This is a genomic window from Paraburkholderia phymatum STM815 (genome assembly GCF_000020045.1).
Classification (GTDB): domain Bacteria; phylum Pseudomonadota; class Gammaproteobacteria; order Burkholderiales; family Burkholderiaceae; genus Paraburkholderia; species Paraburkholderia phymatum.
This window is the reverse complement of sequence record NC_010622.1, coordinates 3326035-3342138: the sequence shown is the minus strand read 5'-3', so window position 1 is coordinate 3342138 and position 16104 is coordinate 3326035. Positions and strand designations below refer to the sequence as shown.

At 63.4% G+C, this 16104-nt stretch carries 15 protein-coding genes; 13 read left to right on the top strand and 2 right to left on the bottom strand.

What is annotated here, in order from left to right; translation table 11 throughout:
- Positions 1-71: 71 nt before the first annotated feature.
- A complete protein-coding gene (locus BPHY_RS15195; RefSeq protein ID WP_012402332.1) occupies positions 72-893 on the top strand; it encodes a Cof-type HAD-IIB family hydrolase in 822 nt (273 codons plus the stop codon).
- Between the two features lie 200 nt (positions 894-1093).
- On the opposite strand, the gene aqpZ is transcribed toward BPHY_RS15195, so the two are convergent.
- A complete protein-coding gene (aqpZ, locus tag BPHY_RS15190; protein WP_012402331.1) occupies positions 1094-1843 on the bottom strand; it encodes an aquaporin Z in 750 nt (249 codons plus the stop codon).
- 289 nt (positions 1844-2132) lie between these two features.
- Between aqpZ and BPHY_RS15185 the strand changes: the two genes are divergently transcribed.
- Positions 2133-2435, top strand: coding sequence for an H-NS histone family protein (locus tag BPHY_RS15185; protein WP_012402330.1), 303 nt, complete (start codon positions 2133-2135; stop codon positions 2433-2435).
- A 300-nt stretch (positions 2436-2735) separates the two neighbouring features.
- Here the strand turns inward: BPHY_RS15185 and BPHY_RS15180 are convergent, their stop codons facing one another.
- Positions 2736-3800 (bottom strand): glycosyltransferase family 4 protein, encoded by a 1065-nt coding sequence (locus BPHY_RS15180; RefSeq protein ID WP_012402329.1) that lies wholly within the window; start codon positions 3798-3800, stop codon positions 2736-2738.
- A gap of 671 nt (positions 3801-4471) precedes the next feature.
- Between BPHY_RS15180 and flhD the strand changes: the two genes are divergently transcribed.
- From flhD to BPHY_RS15125, 11 genes are all read left to right on the top strand, one after another.
- The gene (gene flhD / locus BPHY_RS15175; protein WP_012402328.1) at positions 4472-4792 is read left to right on the top strand and encodes a flagellar transcriptional regulator FlhD; all 321 of its coding nucleotides are present in this window, start codon (positions 4472-4474) and stop codon (positions 4790-4792) included.
- Positions 4793-4921: 129 nt separating this feature from the next.
- On the top strand, positions 4922-5533 hold the full coding sequence (flhC, locus tag BPHY_RS15170; protein WP_012402327.1) for a flagellar transcriptional regulator FlhC: 612 nt from the start codon (positions 4922-4924) through the stop codon (positions 5531-5533).
- Positions 5534-5693: 160 nt separating this feature from the next.
- On the top strand, positions 5694-6554 hold the full coding sequence (motA, locus tag BPHY_RS15165) for a flagellar motor stator protein MotA (RefSeq protein ID WP_012402326.1): 861 nt from the start codon (positions 5694-5696) through the stop codon (positions 6552-6554).
- 12 nt (positions 6555-6566) lie between these two features.
- Entirely contained in the window at positions 6567-7676 is a 1110-nt protein-coding gene (motB, locus tag BPHY_RS15160) for a flagellar motor protein MotB (protein WP_012402325.1), read from the top strand.
- Positions 7677-7745: 69 nt separating this feature from the next.
- On the top strand, positions 7746-8108 hold the full coding sequence (locus BPHY_RS15155) for a response regulator (protein WP_012402324.1): 363 nt from the start codon (positions 7746-7748) through the stop codon (positions 8106-8108).
- Positions 8109-8181: 73 nt separating this feature from the next.
- Positions 8182-10500 carry a chemotaxis protein CheA gene (gene cheA, locus BPHY_RS15150; RefSeq protein ID WP_012402323.1) on the top strand — a complete coding sequence of 773 codons (2319 nt, stop codon included), beginning with the start codon at positions 8182-8184 and terminating at the stop codon, positions 10498-10500.
- Positions 10501-10540: 40 nt separating this feature from the next.
- Entirely contained in the window at positions 10541-11068 is a 528-nt protein-coding gene (locus BPHY_RS15145; RefSeq protein ID WP_012402322.1) for a chemotaxis protein CheW, read from the top strand.
- 53 nt (positions 11069-11121) lie between these two features.
- Complete coding sequence (locus BPHY_RS15140; protein WP_012402321.1) at positions 11122-12915, top strand: methyl-accepting chemotaxis protein; 1794 nt, start codon at positions 11122-11124, stop codon at positions 12913-12915.
- Positions 12916-13215: 300 nt separating this feature from the next.
- On the top strand, positions 13216-14157 hold the full coding sequence (locus BPHY_RS15135) for a CheR family methyltransferase (RefSeq protein WP_012402320.1): 942 nt from the start codon (positions 13216-13218) through the stop codon (positions 14155-14157).
- Positions 14154-14945: a chemoreceptor glutamine deamidase CheD gene (cheD, locus tag BPHY_RS15130; protein ID WP_012402319.1), complete on the top strand. Its 792-nt coding sequence runs from the start codon at positions 14154-14156 to the stop codon at positions 14943-14945. The genes BPHY_RS15135 and cheD overlap by 4 nt, the downstream gene beginning before the upstream one ends.
- A 5-nt stretch (positions 14946-14950) precedes the next feature.
- Entirely contained in the window at positions 14951-16054 is a 1104-nt protein-coding gene (locus tag BPHY_RS15125; protein ID WP_012402318.1) for a protein-glutamate methylesterase/protein-glutamine glutaminase, read from the top strand.
- Positions 16055-16104: the final 50 nt, after the last annotated feature.

Below are 16104 nucleotides of genomic sequence, written 5' to 3'. Positions count from 1 at the left end.
GGAGGAAAACGCCAGGCGCCAGGCTCGAAGGCGATAAAATGGAAGCTTTCCGACGCCGCAGGCCGCCTCCCATGTATAAAGTCATCGCCAGCGATCTGGACGGAACCCTGCTGAACAGCAACCATCAGGTGGACCCTTTCACGATCAGCACGGTGCGGGCGCTTGAAGCGCAAGGCATACACATCGTGATCGCGACGGGGCGCCACTATTGCGACGTCGCGGGAATTCGCGACGTACTGGGTATCCGGCCCTATCTGATCACATCGAACGGCGCGCGCGTCCACTCGCCCGACGACGAAATGATCTTCGCCGACGACCTCCAGGCGGACATGGTCAAGGAGCTGGTGAAGCAGGAGCTGGTGGGCGAGCACGGGCGCGTGATCGTCAATCTGTTCGCCGATCGCGAATGGCTGATCGATCGGGACGCGCCGGAGTTGCTGCGCTATCACCGGGACTCGGGTTTCACCTACAACGTGACGGATCTGCTGAAGCACGATGGTGCGGACATCGCCAAGGCGCTGTACATCGGCGATCCCGAGGATCTCGCTGTCGTGGCGACCAATTTGCAGCGGACGTTCGGCGAGGCGCTCTACGTTACGTACTCGTTGCCGGACTGTCTGGAGGTGATGTCGGCCAACGTATCGAAAGGCCGTGCGCTGCAGTTCGTGCTCGACCGGTTGAACGTGCCGGCTGGAAAGTGTGTCGCGTTTGGCGACAACATGAACGACATCGACATGCTGGAAACGGCGGGCCATCCGTTCATGATGAACAACGCCAATCCCGATCTGATGAAACGGCTGCCGCACGTGCCCCGCATCGGCAACAATTTCGAAGCGGGCGTCGCCCATCATTTGCGCAAGCTGTTTTCGCTCGACGACGAGTTGACGGCGTAACTACCTCGATCCAATAGAAAGGCGCGTTCCCGTGCGGGAAACGCGCCATGCTACATCGGCCGCTACGGACCCGCCGCTCGGAAAGCTGAAAGACATTCATAAAGACGGCGAACGCCATCCTGAACCAGCCTTACATTTGGACATACAAGCAAACGGGGCGCCGAAGCGCCCCGTTTTCACGCAGACTGGATAGCGGCTAATTACGCCGTCACACGCTCGCGCTCGGCTTCCACGGCGTGCTGCGCGCCGCCGGCAAGCAGCGGATACACCACGCCGGCGATCACGGCGCCGAGAATAGGTGCGACCCAGAATAGCCACAACTGATCGACAGCCGCACCGCCGACGAACAGCGCCGGACCCGTCGAGCGCGCCGGATTCACCGACGTATTGGTGACGGGAATCGAGATCAGGTGGATCAAGGTAAGGCACAGGCCGATCGCGATGGGCGCGAAGCCGACAGGCGCGCGCTTGTCGGTGGCACCGAGAATGACGAACAGGAAGAAAGCCGTCATCACCGTTTCGCACACAAACGCGGCAGGCAACGCATAGTGGCCCGGCGAGCGGTCGCCGTAGCCGTTGCTCGCGAAGCCGCTTGCAACCAGATGGAAATCCGGATTGCCCGAAGCAATCACGGACAGCACATACGCGCCAAGCACGGCGCCCAGCACCTGCGCGACGACGTACGGCGTTAGGTCACGCGCCGGGAAGCGGCCCGCGACGGTCAACCCGACGCTGACGGCCGGATTCAGATGACAACCAGAAATATGTCCGATTGCATAAGCCATGGTCAGGACAGTCAGGCCGAACGCGAGCGACACGCCCACGAATCCGATGCCGAGCCCATGAACCGGGCCGGCGAAATTTGCCGCGAGCACGGCGCTGCCGCAACCTCCGAGAACGAGCCAAAAAGTGCCGAACAGCTCCGCCGCGAGGCGCTTGAAGAGGTTCATTGTGTAATCCTAATAAGTGCAGGGATTCAAGGACGAGAGCGCATGCGCCGCTGCCCGGCACTTGCGAGCAAAAATTTTAAGCAACGTTGCACAAATGCACTGTCAAGAATTGTCATTCACGAACGCGGAATTATTTCGTGTTAAACAACCAGTCGTTTGAATGATTCAGCGATCTTTTATAAATACTCAGACGAAACTTTCCATTGCGCGGTATTACCCGCCATTGCGAATTTCGCTGGCAGCGGCTAATCTCCGTGCTAACCACTTTTAGAAAAAGAGGGGAGCCCAAATGTCACAATACGCAGATCTGAAGGCGCAGATTGCGCGCCTTGAAGCGGAAGCGGCGGAAGCGCGCCGCAATGAAGTCGGCAATGTAATTGCGGAAATCCGCCAGAAAATAGCCGAATACGGACTCAGTGCGCATGATCTCGGTTTCGCCGAGGCGGCACGCCGCGGCCGCCCTCCGAAGAAGGCGCCGCTGCCGGCGAAGTATCAGGATCCGAAGTCGGGCAGCACATGGAGCGGCCGGGGAAAGCCGCCTAAGTGGATTGCAGGCAAGAACCGCGAGCGCTTTCTGATTGGCCAGGCGTAATTAGGACAGGCGGCGAAAGCCAGTTGAAGGTGTTCTAGCTGAATTCGCCACTTTCTGATTTGGCTAATGCGCGGTCCGCTCTGAAGCATGCGGACAGCTTCATTCAATAAAGCGCATTGACCGCGCAATGAAGAAAGCGCTTCCATTGCACATCGCGTCTTGAACGACGGAAAAGAAAAGCCGCCCGGGGAGGCGGCTTTTTAGTGCAAGCGATCCGAAAACCACACGTTGATGCCCGCGCAAACGATTTACATGAACAAATCGCGCGTCGGTTGGATGCGCGGGCGCGGCTGAGCGTTATCAGCCCACCGCCACGCGGCGGAGCATGGGACGGCGCGTCGCTTCGAGCAGCGCGGTGTAGCTGTCCACATAGTTCTGCGCCATGATCTTCGAGCTGAAGCGGCGCTCGAATTGCGCGCGGATTTCCGTGCGCGACAGTTCGTCGATACGCTGCAGCGCCGCCACGGCGCCCTGCACGTCTTCACAGATGAAACCCGTCACGCCCTGGTCGATCACTTCCGGCACCGAACCGCGGTTGAACGCGATCACGGGCGTGCCACACGCCATCGATTCGATCATTACGAGGCCGAACGGCTCCGACCAGTCGATCGGGAACAGCAGTGCCTTCGCACCTGACAAGAATTCCGGCTTCTGCGCTTCGTTGATCTCGCCGATGAACTCGACGTGCGCCTGCGACAGCAGCGGCTCGATTTCCGTTCTGAAGTACTCCTGGTCGACCTTGTCCACTTTGGCGGCGATCTTCAGCGGCAAACCGCTTTGCGCGGCGATCTTGATGGCGGTATCGACGCGCTTTTCGGGACAGATACGGCCGAGAAACGCCAGATATTCAGGCTTCTTGCCGGCTTGCGGCGTCAACAGCTCGTCCGGCAGGCCGTGATAGATGGTGTTGAGCCAGTTGGCCTGCTGCAGCGGCAGCCGTTGTGAATCCGAAATCGAGATCACGGGCGCATTTTCGAACGTGTCGAACACCGGCTGCAGTTCGGGCAGATCCAGGCGGCCGTGCAGCGTTGTCACGTACGGCGTATCCAGCGTCGAGAACAGCGGGAATGGCAGATAGTCAAGGTGAAAGTGCAGCACGTCGAATTCGTGGGCCATCTTTCGCACCCGCTCGAGCAGCAGCATGTGCGGCGCGAGCGCGTCGCGGATCGTCGGATCCAGACGCAGCGCACGCGGCCACGCGGCTTCGAGTTTCGCGGACGTCACCGAATCGCCGCTCGCGAAGAGCGTCACATCGTGCCCCAGATCGACCAGCGCCTCGGTCAGATATGACACGACGCGTTCTGTGCCGCCATAGAGTTTCGGTGGGACAGCTTCGTACAACGGTGCGATTTGTGCGATTCGCATGCGTGATCTCCTATGCAAAGGGGCTTCGCGCGGCGCTGCCTGGCGTGTGGCAAAAGGCGGAAGCTTGTCGGACGGTTGGGCGCGGTGTGCCGCCGCCCGCTGCAGGAAGCCCGATGGGGTTATCCCTAGGTGTCATTATCGGGATCGGGCGCAGCAATTCGAGCTATTTTTCAAAGACTTAATGTTGTTACAGCGCGAAACATGATGCGTAATTAGTGTCCGGATGCTGCGGGAATGCCCGAGGCGACGGTCATCCAGGCAACATCCACCGCCCTTTCGGCCGTTCGGCGCAGCATGTTGCGATGCTGTTTCGTCCGACCAATGGTGCGCTGCCGAACGATCGATGTGAATTTCGCTTGGTTCCAGCCTGAATATGGGCGCATAATCCGCTTCCCAAACCTTGCATGCGTGCTATCGCATGTAACCGGTCGGCGCTCTCGGCGCATCAACGTCCGTCAAACTCCCTCGTCGCGAAAATTTGTAGGAAAAACTCCTACAGAAATCCTGGATTCTTCCGTCAACCAGTTGGGGTGATTGTCCGATTTTCGTCGACTGCCCCTTCCGGGAAAATGCACGCTGACCATAAGCGTGCCGTTCGTGGTTTTTTTAAACGCGATCGAGCAAACGTTTTACGACGGCCTGACCAGCCAGATTCAAATCGGGGGAATTCAATGAGCACCCAAAGTGACATGCTCAATGAAATTAGGGAAGTGAACCTGTCCTATTTGCTACTCGCGCAGCGCCTTCTGCGTGAAGACAAGCCAATGGGCATGTTCCGCATGGGCATTTCGGAGCAGCTTGCCGACGTGCTCTCCAACCTGTCGCTCGCGCAGACAGTCAAGCTGGCCGCATCGAACCAGGTGCTGTGCCGCTTCCGTTTCGACGATCATCAGATCCTCTCGTCGCTGGCCGACAAGGGCAAACCGACAGCCGTCGCGCAGGCGCACTCGGCCATTCTGATGGCGGGCCAGCCTGTCGAGCAGATCGGCTGATACCTGCCGAAGGCCGACGACGGGCGCTTCCGCGCCCGGACCAAGCCACCCTACGCGCGCCGGCGACGGCGCTTTTACCGTTTCTCGCCCGCGCGGCGCGAACGGCAACGGACGCGGGAAGCGAGGCGGATGGCACAAAAAAGCGTGGTGCTCGAAGTCAGGGAAATCACCCTGGCCATTGAACTGATCGAACTCGGCGCACGTCTGCAACTGCTCGAAGCGGAGACGACGCTGTCGCGCGACCGGCTGATCAAGCTGTACAAGGAAGTCAAGGGCGTGTCGCCGCCCAAGGGCATGCTGCCGTTTTCGACCGACTGGTTCATGACGTGGCAGCCGAACATTCACTCGTCGCTGTTCTACAACATCTACCGGTTCATGTCGGGACTGGGCCGCTGCGAGACGATCCAGTCGATCGTCAAGTCGTACCGCCTGTATCTCGAACACGTGGGAATGCACCATGACGAGCCAGCGCTGAGCCTGACGCGCGCATGGACGCTGGTGCGTTTCTTCGACTCCGGCATGCTGCAGATGACGGCATGCACGCGCTGCCGCGGACATTTCGTCGCACATGCGCACGATCCGCAGCACAACTTCGTATGCGGATTGTGTGCACCGCCGTCGCGCGCAGGTAAGACCCGGAAAGCCGTCGACGCCCGCTGCGACGAGCCGAAGGTGCCTTTCGGCGCGCCGCTCGACGACGCGCTGGAGGCCTTATCCGACGGTGCTGTCACATCCGTCTGACGCGTCGCCCGTAGCCGGGCTCCGCGGGCTTCGCCGCTTGCGCCGGTCCACTCTGGTTAACACCGCCCTCATCGGGCTCTCATTCCGCCAAAGTTTTCCGACTGCTTGCCGTAAACCTGAATAACGACGGTCTCCCGTCGCTTTTCGTGAGGGCTCGGCAGTGCTGATTTTCGTGGGAACACTCGTTACGCTGTTGTCCGTCTTCGGCGGCTATGCGCTGGAGGGCGGCCACCTGGGCGCGCTCATGCAGCCCGTCGAAGTGCTGATGATCGCAGGAGCGGGCGTCGGCGCATTCATTCTCGGCAACGGGATGAAGACGATCAAGGCTACGCTGCGCGTGATTCCGACGCTGTTCAAAGGCGCCAAATACAACAAGGACGTCTACATGGAGCTGATGGCGCTCCTCTACGTTCTGCTGGCGAAGGCGCGCAAGGAGGGCACGCTCACGCTCGAAGCGGATATCGACGACCCGCAAAAGAGCCCGATCTTCACGCAATACCCGAAGATTCTCGCGGACCATCACATCGTCGAATTCCTGACGGACTATCTGCGCCTGATGGTCGGCGGCAACATGAATGCGTTTGAGATCGAAAGCTTGATGGACGAAGAGATCGAAACGCATCACGCCGAAGGCGAAGCGCCCGCACACGCGCTGATGAAGGTCGGCGACGCGATGCCCGCATTCGGTATCGTCGCGGCCGTGATGGGCGTCGTGCACACGATGGCGTCGGCCGACAAGCCGCCCGCCGTGCTCGGTGAAATGATCGCGCAGGCGCTGGTCGGCACCTTCCTCGGCATTCTGCTTTCCTACGGTCTGATCGGACCACTCGCGAGCGTCGCTGAACAGCGCGTCACGGAATCGACCAAGATGTTCCAGTGCATCAAGGTGACGATTCTCGCAAGCCTGAACGGCTACGCGCCCGCCATCGCCGTCGAATTCGGCCGCAAGGTGCTGTTCTCGACCGAACGTCCGTCGTTCGCAGAGCTGGAAGAGCACGTGCGCCGCGTGAAGGCCAAATAAGGGACGCGGGCGATGAGCAAGGACAAAGACCGCGCAATCGTTGTCAAGCGCGCCGCGCCGAAGAAAGGCGGCCACCACGGTGGCGCCTGGAAGCTCGCGTACGCGGACTTCATGACGGCGATGATGGCGTTCTTCCTGCTGATGTGGCTGCTCAGCTCGGCCTCGACCGTTCAGCTGAAGGGCATCGCCGACTACTTCAACCAGCCGTTGAAGATCACGCTGTGGGGCGGCGACCGCAGCGCCGTCGATTCGAGCCAGATTCCGGGCGGCGGCCGCGACATCTCGACCGACAAGGACGGCATCACGCATCAGACGGACGGCTCGACGAACCGCGCCGAGCACACGGCTGCCCGCGCCGACGACCAGGCGCTGCAGCAGTTGCAGGGCGCCGTCGAACGCCGCGAGCAGGTGCGCCTGCACGACCTGCAGGTCAAGCTGATGGCCGCGATCGAGGCGAACCCGGTGCTGCGCCAGTTCAAGCAGCAGATCCGCATCGACTCGACGCTGCAGGGGCTGCGCATCGAGATCGTCGATACGCAGAAGCGCCCGATGTTCGCGACCGCACAGGCGATCGTGCAGCCGTACATGCACGACATCCTGCAGGCGATCGGCAACACGCTGAACGATGTGCCCAACCGCATCGTCGTGCAGGGCCACACGGACGCCGTGCCTTACGCAGGCGGCGAGAAAGGCTACAGCAACTGGGAGCTGTCGGCCGACCGTGCAAACGCGTCGCGCCGCGAGCTGATCGCGGGCGGCATGGACGAAGCGAAGGTGCTGCGCGTGCTGGGTCTCGCGTCGACGCAGAACCTGAACAAGGCCGATCCGCTCGACCCGGAAAACCGGCGCATCAGCATCATCGTGTTGAACAAGCGCTCGGAAGACGCGTTGATGCAGGACGACACCAGTTCGACCACGTTGTCGAACGACGCAGCGGGCGCCAACAAGCCGCTGCTGCAGAAGATTACCCAGCCGGTGTCGCCACCCGCCGCGCAGCCTCAATCGCCGCGGGCCAAAGCGCCGCACGCGATGGAGAAGAGCAAGGCGGCTACCGTCGAAGCGGCGGCAGCCGCACAGGGCGCGGCTGACAAGAGCGCGGCGCCTGCCACGGCGACGCAATGACAGACAGCGGATGGCGGACGCGCGCAAGCAGGCGCAACCGCGATCCATCGTGAGCGCAGTGAGGATTGAATGATCAGGCACATTCTGGCAATCGACGATTCGGCAGCGATGCGGCAAATCCTCGCCGCGACGCTGACGGGTGCCGGCTATCAGGTGACGCTGGCGGCCGACGGCAACGAAGGGCTCGAAAACGCCCTCGCGATGCCATTCGACCTCGTGCTGACAGACCAGCACATGCCGGGCCGTTCCGGCCTCGATCTGATCGCCGCGCTGCGCGGCAACCCTTCGTACCGCGACACGCCGATCCTGGTTCTCACGACCGAATCCGGCGAGCCGTTCAAGGCGGCGGCGCGCGACGCAGGCGCAACCGGGTGGATCGAAAAGCCGCTCGACCCCGACATGCTGACCGAACTGGTCGCGGCGCTCGGCTGAGCGCACCGGACAGGCAACAGCAACCGATATATGGAAGTGGCATAGCAGCCAGGACTCTCGCGGTGACACACGCATGACACTCGACATCACTCAGTTCTACCAGACGTTCTTCGACGAAGCGGACGAGCTGCTCGCACAGATGGAGCAACTGCTCCTGAACCTGGACGTCGGCCACCCGGATCCCGAGGATCTCGCGGCCATCTTTCGCGCGGCCCACTCGATCAAGGGCGGCGCGGCGACGTTCGGCTTCACCGCGCTGACGGAAACGACGCACATTCTCGAGTCGCTGCTCGACCGCGCGCGCAACAACGAAATCGTGCTGCGCAAGGACATGATCGACACGTTCCTCGAAACGAAGGACGTGCTGTCCGGCCAGCTGGCCGACTATCGCGCGAGCGCCGAGCCGGACGCCGCTGTCGCGGCCGCGATCTGCGCGAAGCTCGAACGCCTGCACGCCGAAAGCCGCGGCGAAGTGCCTGCCGCCGCCGCACCCGCTGCAGCGCCGGCACCCGTGGCAGCGCCCGCTGTGGCAGTGGCCGTGGCGGAAGGCCATGCGCCGGAGCATGTCGTCGAACAGGCAGTAGAAGCCGCAGGCGAATGGGCAGAGAACGAACCGGCCCAGACCGGCGCTGCTTCGTCCGATGCGGCTGCAGGACCCCATCTGAAAATTACGCTACGGGGCGTGGGGGAAAAGGACCAGGAACTGCTCACGGAAGAACTGGGCAATCTGGGCCGAATCGTCGGACAGGTGAAGGCGGGCGGCGACATCACGCTGTGGCTGGAATCCGATGTGTCGTCCGACGACATCACGGCCGTGTGCTGTTTCGTGATCGACGAAAGTCAGATCGTGATCGGCCGCGGCGCAGCGCCGGCAAGCGGCGCGGAGCAGGGTGCGCCTGGAGCATCCGCATCCGCCCAGTCCGAGCCGGCGCCGGCAGCACAGGCAGTAGAGGGCATGGCGAGCGGCGGCGCGGGGGCGCCAGCCGCCGTCGTGCAGGCTGCCGCCGTTGCACAGCCTGCGGCTCAGCCCGCAGCACCAGAGGCGCCTGCTCCTGCCGACCCCGCAATCGTTGCACCGGCGGCGGCAGCGGAACCGGCGACGGGCGCGCCGGCACCGGCAGCAGCGGCGTCCGCACCGAAAGCAGCGCCTGCATCCGCCGAAGGCGATCGCAAGGCGCGTCCGGCAGCGGCCGCCAATGCAGAAGGCAGCTCGATCCGCGTGGGCGTCGAAAAGGTCGACCAGCTGATCAACCTGGTCGGCGAACTTGTGATCACTCAGGCGATGCTGGCCGAGACCACCAGCACTTTCGATCCGGCGCTGCACGACCGCCTGTTCAATGGCATGGCGCAACTGGAGCGCAACGCGCGCGATCTCCAGGAAGCCGTCATGTCGATCCGCATGATGCCGATGGATTACGTCTTCAGCCGATTCCCGCGTCTCGTGCGCGATCTGGCGGCGAAGCTCGGCAAGCAGGTTGAACTCGTCACCTTCGGTCAGGCGACCGAACTCGACAAGAGCCTGATCGAACGCATCATCGATCCGCTGACTCACCTCGTGCGCAACAGCCTCGACCACGGCATCGAAACGGTCGAAGCGCGCAAGGCGGCGGGCAAGGATTCGACGGGCCAGCTGGTGCTGTCGGCGGCCCATCACGGCGGCAACATCGTGATCGAAGTCAGCGACGACGGCGCCGGTCTGCGTCGCGACAAGATTCTCGCGAAGGCCGCGAAGCAGGGCATGACTGTCAGCGACACGATGACGGACGACGAAGTCTGGAACCTGATCTTCCTGCCGGGCTTCTCGACGGCCGAGCAGGTGACGGACGTCTCGGGCCGCGGCGTCGGCATGGACGTGGTGAAGCGGAACATCCAGTCGATGGGCGGTCACGTCGAAATCACGTCGCAGGCGGGCAAGGGCAGCACGACGCGCATCATTCTCCCGCTCACGCTGGCGATTCTCGACGGCATGTCGGTGAAGGTGGGCAGCGAGATTTTCATCCTGCCGCTGAACTTCGTGATGGAGTCGCTGCAGCCGCAGGCCGACGACATCTACACCGTGGCGAACGGCGAACGCGTCGTGCGCGTGCGCGGCGAATATCTGCCGCTGGTTGCGCTGCACGAAGTGTTCTCGGTCGACGGTGCGCGCACCGATCCGACGCAGGGCATCGTCACCATCATGCAGACGGAAGGTCGGCGCTTCGCGATGCTGATCGACGAGCTCGTCGGCCAGCAGCAGGTGGTGGTGAAGAACCTCGAAACGAACTACCGCAAGGTACACGGCATTTCCGCCGCGACCATTCTCGGCGACGGCAGCGTCGCGCTGATCGTGGACGTGGCGGCGCTGAACCGCGAAACGCGGGCGTCGCACGGTGCGGCGCTCTCGCTCGCGTGAAACCGAAATTCAACTCATCCCAACCGTTTTGGGGGCAAACGTGGCAGAAGTCCAATCCATCAATTCGAACGGCGTAGCCGGTTCGATCGGCCGCCGCGACGCGCAAGCCGACGCGAGCGGTCAGGAATTCCTGATCTTCACGCTCGGCGCAGAAGAGTACGGCATCGACATCCTGAAGGTGCAGGAAATCCGCGGCTACGACAGCGTGACGCGCATCGCAAACGCGCCGGAGTTCATCAAGGGCGTGATCAATCTGCGCGGCATCATCGTGCCGATCGTCGACATGCGCATCAAGTTTCACCTCGGCCGGGTCGAATACGACCATCAGACGGTGGTGATCATTCTGAACGTGGCGGGCCGCGTGGTCGGGATGGTCGTGGACGGCGTGTCGGACGTGCTGACGCTCGCGGTCGACCAGATCATGCCCGCGCCGGAATTCGGCGCGACGCTGACGGCGGAATATCTGACGGGCCTCGGCACCGTCGATGGCCGCATGCTGATCCTGATGGACATCGAAAAGCTGATGACCAGCCGGGAAATGGCATTGACGGAAGCGCTCGGCAGGTAAAGCGGGACGCGGGAACGCCGCAGGGTCCAGACAGGTAATCAGGGAGTACAACAATGCTGAGCAGATGGTCGATCCGGACGACGTTGACGGTCGTGGGGATCATTCTGGTTGCACTGACGGTGATCGTCGGGGCGCTCGGGCTCACCGCGCTGAGCCGCTCGGCCGACGCGCTGGACAGCATGGCGCACGGCGACATGGTCGCGATCCGCACGCTGAACGACTCGGCGTCGTACTTGCTGCGCTCGCGCGTCTCGCTCGACCGCGTCAACGCACTGACGGCGGCGGGCGAGATCGAGCAATCGAAGCAGGTGCTCGAGCGCGCGGCGGAACTGCTCGGTAAATCGAACGAAAACTGGCAGGCGTTCCTGAACACCCCGAAGAACGGCATCGATCAGTCGCTGATCGACGCCGTGGTCGCGAAGCGCGCGACGGTGATCAGCGACGGTGTGAACCCCGAGTTCACGGCGCTGCGCGCGAGCGACCTGTCCGGCTATCACGCGATCGCCGACACTAAGATCAGCCCGATGTTCGTCAACTACGACAACGCGGCGTCGCCCGTCGTCAAGGCGTTGCAGGCGCACGCGGACCAGCAGCAGGAGAACATGGCCGCGCAGATGGCGGTGCTGCGTGCAGCAATCGTCGCCGTGATCGCGGTCGCGCTGGTGCTCGTGGTGGCAATCCGCTTCGCTCTGCGCGGCATGATCGTGCAGCCGCTGAACGACGCGGTGGCGTGCTTCGAGCAGATCGCAAGGGGCGACCTGACGCAGCAGGTGGATGCGACGGGCAGCAATGAAATCGGCCGCCTGTTCAGGGCCGTCAAGGCGATGCAGGACAGCCTGCAGACGATGATCAAGGCCGTGCACACGAGCGTCGAGTCGATCGACACAGGTGCGCGCGAAATTGCGATGGGCAACACGGACCTGTCGCAGCGCACGGAACAGCAGGCTGCGTCGCTGCAGGAAACGGCATCGAGCATGGAGCAGCTGACGGGCACCGTGAAGCAGAACGCCGACAACGCGCGCCAGGCGAGCCAGCTTGCCGTGAACGCGTCCGATATCGCGACGCGCGGCGGCGAAGTGGTCAGCCAGGTGGTGAGCACGATGCAGGACATCGCGACCAGCTCGAACAAGGTCGTCGACATCATCAGCGTGATCGAGGGCATCGCGTTCCAGACCAACATTCTCGCGCTGAACGCAGCCGTCGAAGCGGCGCGTGCAGGCGAGCAGGGCCGCGGCTTCGCGGTCGTCGCAGGCGAAGTGCGCAGCCTCGCGCAGCGCAGCGCGAGCGCGGCGAAGGAAATCAAGGAACTGATCGGCGACTCCGCCGACAAGGTAGAGAGCGGCTCGGCGCTCGTCGGCCGTGCAGGCACGACGATGGACGAGATCGTGCAGGCCGTGCGCCGCGTGACGGACATCATGGGCGAGATCAGCGCGGCCTCGGAAGAACAGTCGGGCGGCATCGAGCAGGTCAACCGCGCTGTCGTGCAGATGGACGAAGTTACGCAGCAGAATGCCGCACTCGTCGAACAGGCTGCGGCGGCTGCCGCGTCGCTCGAAGAGCAGACCCGCTCGCTGCAGACGGTGATCGGGAAATGGCGGGTAGCCGGTGCGCAAGGCGGCGCGAAGGCGATGCCGTCGGCGAACACGGCGAAGAGCCGCGTGAAAGCCGCCGTCGCGCATGCCGCGAAGGCGCCGGCTCCTGCGCAACCTGTCGTCGCGAAGACGGAAGCGGCAGCGTCCGCACGCGTCGAACCCGTGGTGAAGAAGGCGCCCGCGGCGGCCGCCGAACCGGCGCCGCGAAAGACAGCGGCGGCTGCGACCTCGGACGCCGACTGGGAAACGTTCTGACGCGCGGTGGATGGATATGCGAGTTCCCGGCACCTCGTTTCGAGACGGACGTTTTCGCGCGATGCGTCGTGAACGCGCAGGCGCAGCGGGCGTTGGGTTCGCTCACGCAGCAGAACACAGCAGAAAGCTGCACACGGCAGGCTCGATCGCGCCGCGGGCAGCATGGTTGAAAGCAGGTAGTGAAGCGGGCCGCGGCGCTGGCGACAGCGCATGCAACATCGCAGGCGGTATTGGAAGCAACAGCGGCATTGGCGGGATCGGCGGGCGGTGCGGCGCTCCTTATGAAACACGGAAGACATCATGATGGCAACGCGCGCGCAATCACGCCCCGAGCGGGCAGAGCCGGCAAGGACCGGCGAGCAGGCACGCGACTTCGAGTTCACATCGGCGGATTTTGCCCGCATTCGTGAACTGATTCACCGCAGCGCAGGCATTTCGCTGTCCGACCACAAGCGGGACATGGCATACAGCCGGCTCGCGCGCCGTTTGCGCGCGCGCGGGCTCGACTCGTTCCGCCAGTATCTCGACATGCTCGAAGCGGACAACGACCCCGCCGAGTGGGAAGCGTTCACCAACGCGCTCACCACGAACCTCACCGCGTTCTTTCGCGAGGCGCATCACTTTCCGATCCTCGCAGGTTTCGTCAAGCAGCGGCCGGCGCCCGTGTCGGTGTGGTGCTCGGCGGCATCGACGGGTGAGGAGCCGTATTCGATCGCGATGACGCTGATCGAAGCGCTCGGCGATCATGCCGCGCGCCAGGCGACGGTGCTCGCAACGGACATCGACACGCAGGTGCTCGCAAAAGGCGAAGCGGGCATGTACCAGTTCGATCAGGTCAAGCATCTGTCGCCCGAGCGGCTCAAGCGCTTCTTTCTGAAAGGCACGGGCGCGCACGCGGGGATGGTGAAGGTGCGCCCGGAAGTGCGCGCGATGATCCGCTTCGAACAACTGAACCTGACCGATCGCGACTACCGGCTGAACACGCAGTTCGACGCGATCTTCTGCCGCAACGTGATGATCTACTTCGACAAGCCGACGCAGGCGCAGGTGCTGTCGCGCTTCGAGCCGCTCGTGAAGTCGGGCGGGCTGCTGTTCGCCGGGCACTCGGAGAACTTCACGTACGTCACGCAGGGTTTCCGGCTGCGCGGCCAGACCGTCTATGAGCTGACGCGCGACACGGGCGCGAGCCGTACGGCCCAGCGTGCGTCGAGCCACGGTGTGACGAGCGGGGTGCCAGCATGAGCGGCCTGCCCATCGCCACCAACCTGTATTTCGACAACCACTTCAAGCGCCCCGGCGTGAAGCTGCTGCCGAACGAGTTCTACACGACGCACGACGACATGGTGCTCGTCACGGTGCTCGGCTCGTGCGTGGCGGCGTGCATTCAGGATCGGACGGCAGGCATCGGCGGCATGAATCACTTCATGCTGCCCGACGACGGCGCCGATGTCGCGCAAGCTGCCTCCGATTCGATGCGCTACGGCGCCTACGCGATGGAAGTGCTGATCAACGAACTGATCAAGGCGGGCGGCCGCCGCGAGCGTTTCGAGGCGAAGGTGTTCGGCGGCGCGGCCGTGCTGGCGGGCATGACGACGATGAACATCGGCGATCGCAACTCGGCGTTCGTGCGCCGTTACCTCGCGCTCGAAAAAATCCGCATCGTCGCCGAAGACCTGGAAGGCAAGCATCCGCGCAAGGTCGCGTTCATGCCGCGCACGGGTCAGGTGATGGTGAAGAAACTGCGTCTGCAGCAGGAAGAGGGCGTCGCCGAGCGCGAACAGGCGCTCGCACGTCAAACGGCCGAAGAGCGCGCCGAGCGGCTTGCGAAAGCCCGTGCGCGCGTCGAGCTGTTCTCGTCGCCTGCCGCCGCGAAACCGCGCATCGAACTGTTCGGGGCCGGCGCAGCGTCGGGCGCAGGCGTAGCGACGGGCACGGCGCGCCCGGCCGGCGCGAAGCCCCGTATCGAACTATTTGGCGCGACCGCGCGCCCGACTCAACCAAATAACGCCAGGACTGTAGAGGAGGCGTGATCGCTGTGCAAAAGATCAAAGTATTGTGCGTCGACGATTCGGCGTTGATTCGTAGCTTGATGACGGAAATCATCAATAGTCAGCCCGACATGACGGTCGTCGCAACCGCGCCGGATCCGCTCGTCGCGCGTGAGCTCATCAAGCAGCACAACCCCGACGTGCTGACGCTCGATGTCGAAATGCCGCGCATGGACGGCCTCGACTTCCTCGAAAAGCTGATGCGTCTGCGTCCGATGCCCGTCGTGATGGTGTCGTCGTTGACCGAGCGCGGCTCGGAAATCACGCTGCGCGCGCTCGAACTGGGCGCCGTCGATTTCGTCACGAAGCCGAAGGTGGGCATTCGCGACGGCATGCTCGACTACTCGGAAAAGCTCGCCGACAAGATCCGCGCCGCAGCCCGCGCGCGCGTGCGCCAGGCCGCGCCCGCGCAGCATGCGCCGGCGTCGTCCGCGCAGGCCGGCGCGGCGGCTCACGCTGCATCGCCTGCGCCGCTCTTCAACAACCCGCTCGTGTCGACGGAAAAGCTGATCATCGTTGGCGCTTCGACGGGTGGCACGGAAGCGATCCGCGAAGTGCTGGTGCCGCTGCCGCCCGATGCGCCCGCTGTGCTCATTGCGCAGCACATGCCGCCCGGTTTTACAAAATCTTTCGCACAACGCCTTAATGGTTTGTGCCGGATTACCGTTAAAGAAGCTGAGCACGGCGAACGCGTGTTGCCGGGTCATGCGTACATCGCGCCTGGTCACGCACACCTTTTGCTCGCCCGTAGCGGCGCCAACTATATTGCGCATCTGTCAGACGACCCGCCCGTCAACCGGCATCGTCCGTCTGTCGATGTGTTGTTCCGCTCGGCGGCGCAGCATGCGGGGAAGAACGCCGTCGGCGTGATTCTCACGGGCATGGGACGCGACGGCGCGGCGGGTTTGCTGGACATGAGGAAAGCCGGCGCGTACACGCTCGCGCAGGACGAAGCGAGCTGCATCGTGTTCGGCATGCCGCGCGAGGCGATCGCGATGGGGGCCGCTGACGAAATCGCGTCGCTGTCGGAGATGAGCCGGCGCGTGATGACCCGTCTGGCGACAATGGGTGATCGGGTTCAGCGCGTATGATGCGGGCCTCGGCGCAAATCTGAGATAAGCCGAAGACCACCGCACATCTG

Excerpts from the sequence above, each read along its gene's own strand:
- BPHY_RS15195 (WP_012402332.1), top strand. The coding sequence starts at position 72 with ATGTATAAAGTCATCGCCAGCGATCTGGACGGAACCCTGCTGAACAGC.
- aqpZ (WP_012402331.1), bottom strand. The coding sequence starts at position 1,843 with ATGAACCTCTTCAAGCGCCTCGCGGCGGAGCTGTTCGGCACTTTTTGG.
- BPHY_RS15185 (WP_012402330.1), top strand. The coding sequence starts at position 2,133 with ATGTCACAATACGCAGATCTGAAGGCGCAGATTGCGCGCCTTGAAGCG.
- BPHY_RS15180 (WP_012402329.1), bottom strand. The coding sequence starts at position 3,800 with ATGCGAATCGCACAAATCGCACCGTTGTACGAAGCTGTCCCACCGAAA.
- flhD (WP_012402328.1), top strand. The coding sequence starts at position 4,472 with ATGAGCACCCAAAGTGACATGCTCAATGAAATTAGGGAAGTGAACCTG.
- flhC (WP_012402327.1), top strand. The coding sequence starts at position 4,922 with ATGGCACAAAAAAGCGTGGTGCTCGAAGTCAGGGAAATCACCCTGGCC.
- motB (WP_012402325.1), top strand. The coding sequence starts at position 6,567 with ATGAGCAAGGACAAAGACCGCGCAATCGTTGTCAAGCGCGCCGCGCCG.
- BPHY_RS15155 (WP_012402324.1), top strand. The coding sequence starts at position 7,746 with ATGATCAGGCACATTCTGGCAATCGACGATTCGGCAGCGATGCGGCAA.
- cheA (WP_012402323.1), top strand. The coding sequence starts at position 8,182 with ATGACACTCGACATCACTCAGTTCTACCAGACGTTCTTCGACGAAGCG.
- BPHY_RS15140 (WP_012402321.1), top strand. The coding sequence starts at position 11,122 with ATGCTGAGCAGATGGTCGATCCGGACGACGTTGACGGTCGTGGGGATC.
- BPHY_RS15135 (WP_012402320.1), top strand. The coding sequence starts at position 13,216 with ATGATGGCAACGCGCGCGCAATCACGCCCCGAGCGGGCAGAGCCGGCA.
- cheD (WP_012402319.1), top strand. The coding sequence starts at position 14,154 with ATGAGCGGCCTGCCCATCGCCACCAACCTGTATTTCGACAACCACTTC.